Below are 578 nucleotides of genomic sequence, written 5' to 3'. Positions count from 1 at the left end.
TTTTAAGCTTTTTTGAATGAGAGCCTCAGTTCCTGAATCGATGTTCGCCGTTGCCTCATCCAAAATTAAGATTTTTGGTTTCGCTACTAACACTCGGGCTAACGCAAGTAATTGCTTTTGACCTGCCGAAAGGTTGGTTTCACCTTGACCGAGTTGAGTGTCTAAGCCGTATGGATAGCGGCGAATTTGCTCTGATAAACCTACCTTATCTAACGCATCCCATATCTGCTCATCGCTCACTGCTCGGCTAAGAGAAATGTTCTCACGTACAGAGGCTGGGAGAATGTGCGGATCTTGTTGAACCATTGCTACGTCTTTGCGAAGTACGTCTTTACCCAATGTATTAAGTGGCCGCCCATCAATTAATAACTCGCCCACATTGGTTGGATAAAAGCCCATGAGCAAAGATGCTAACGTGCTCTTGCCGCTGCCAGTATGGCCGACCAGCGCGATAAAATCTTGATGAGCCGCTTTCAAGGATATGTCTTTTAATACATCTTGCTTACCATCATAACTGAACGTCAGATTACTTAGCTCAATCGAGCCCGTTTTAAGCGGTTTATGATCGTCACCGTAAG

At 45.0% G+C, this 578-nt stretch carries 1 protein-coding gene; it reads right to left on the bottom strand.

Annotated elements, in window-relative coordinates; translation table 11 throughout:
- Window positions 1–578: ATP-binding cassette domain-containing protein (locus R7Q09_RS27220; protein ID WP_318144090.1), on the bottom strand; the 578-nt coding region annotated here is incomplete at both ends.

Source organism: Vibrio sp. 2130-1 (assembly GCF_033339515.1).
The sequence above is the reverse complement of the archived record's forward strand: the minus strand, read 5'-3'. Positions and strand labels throughout refer to the sequence as shown.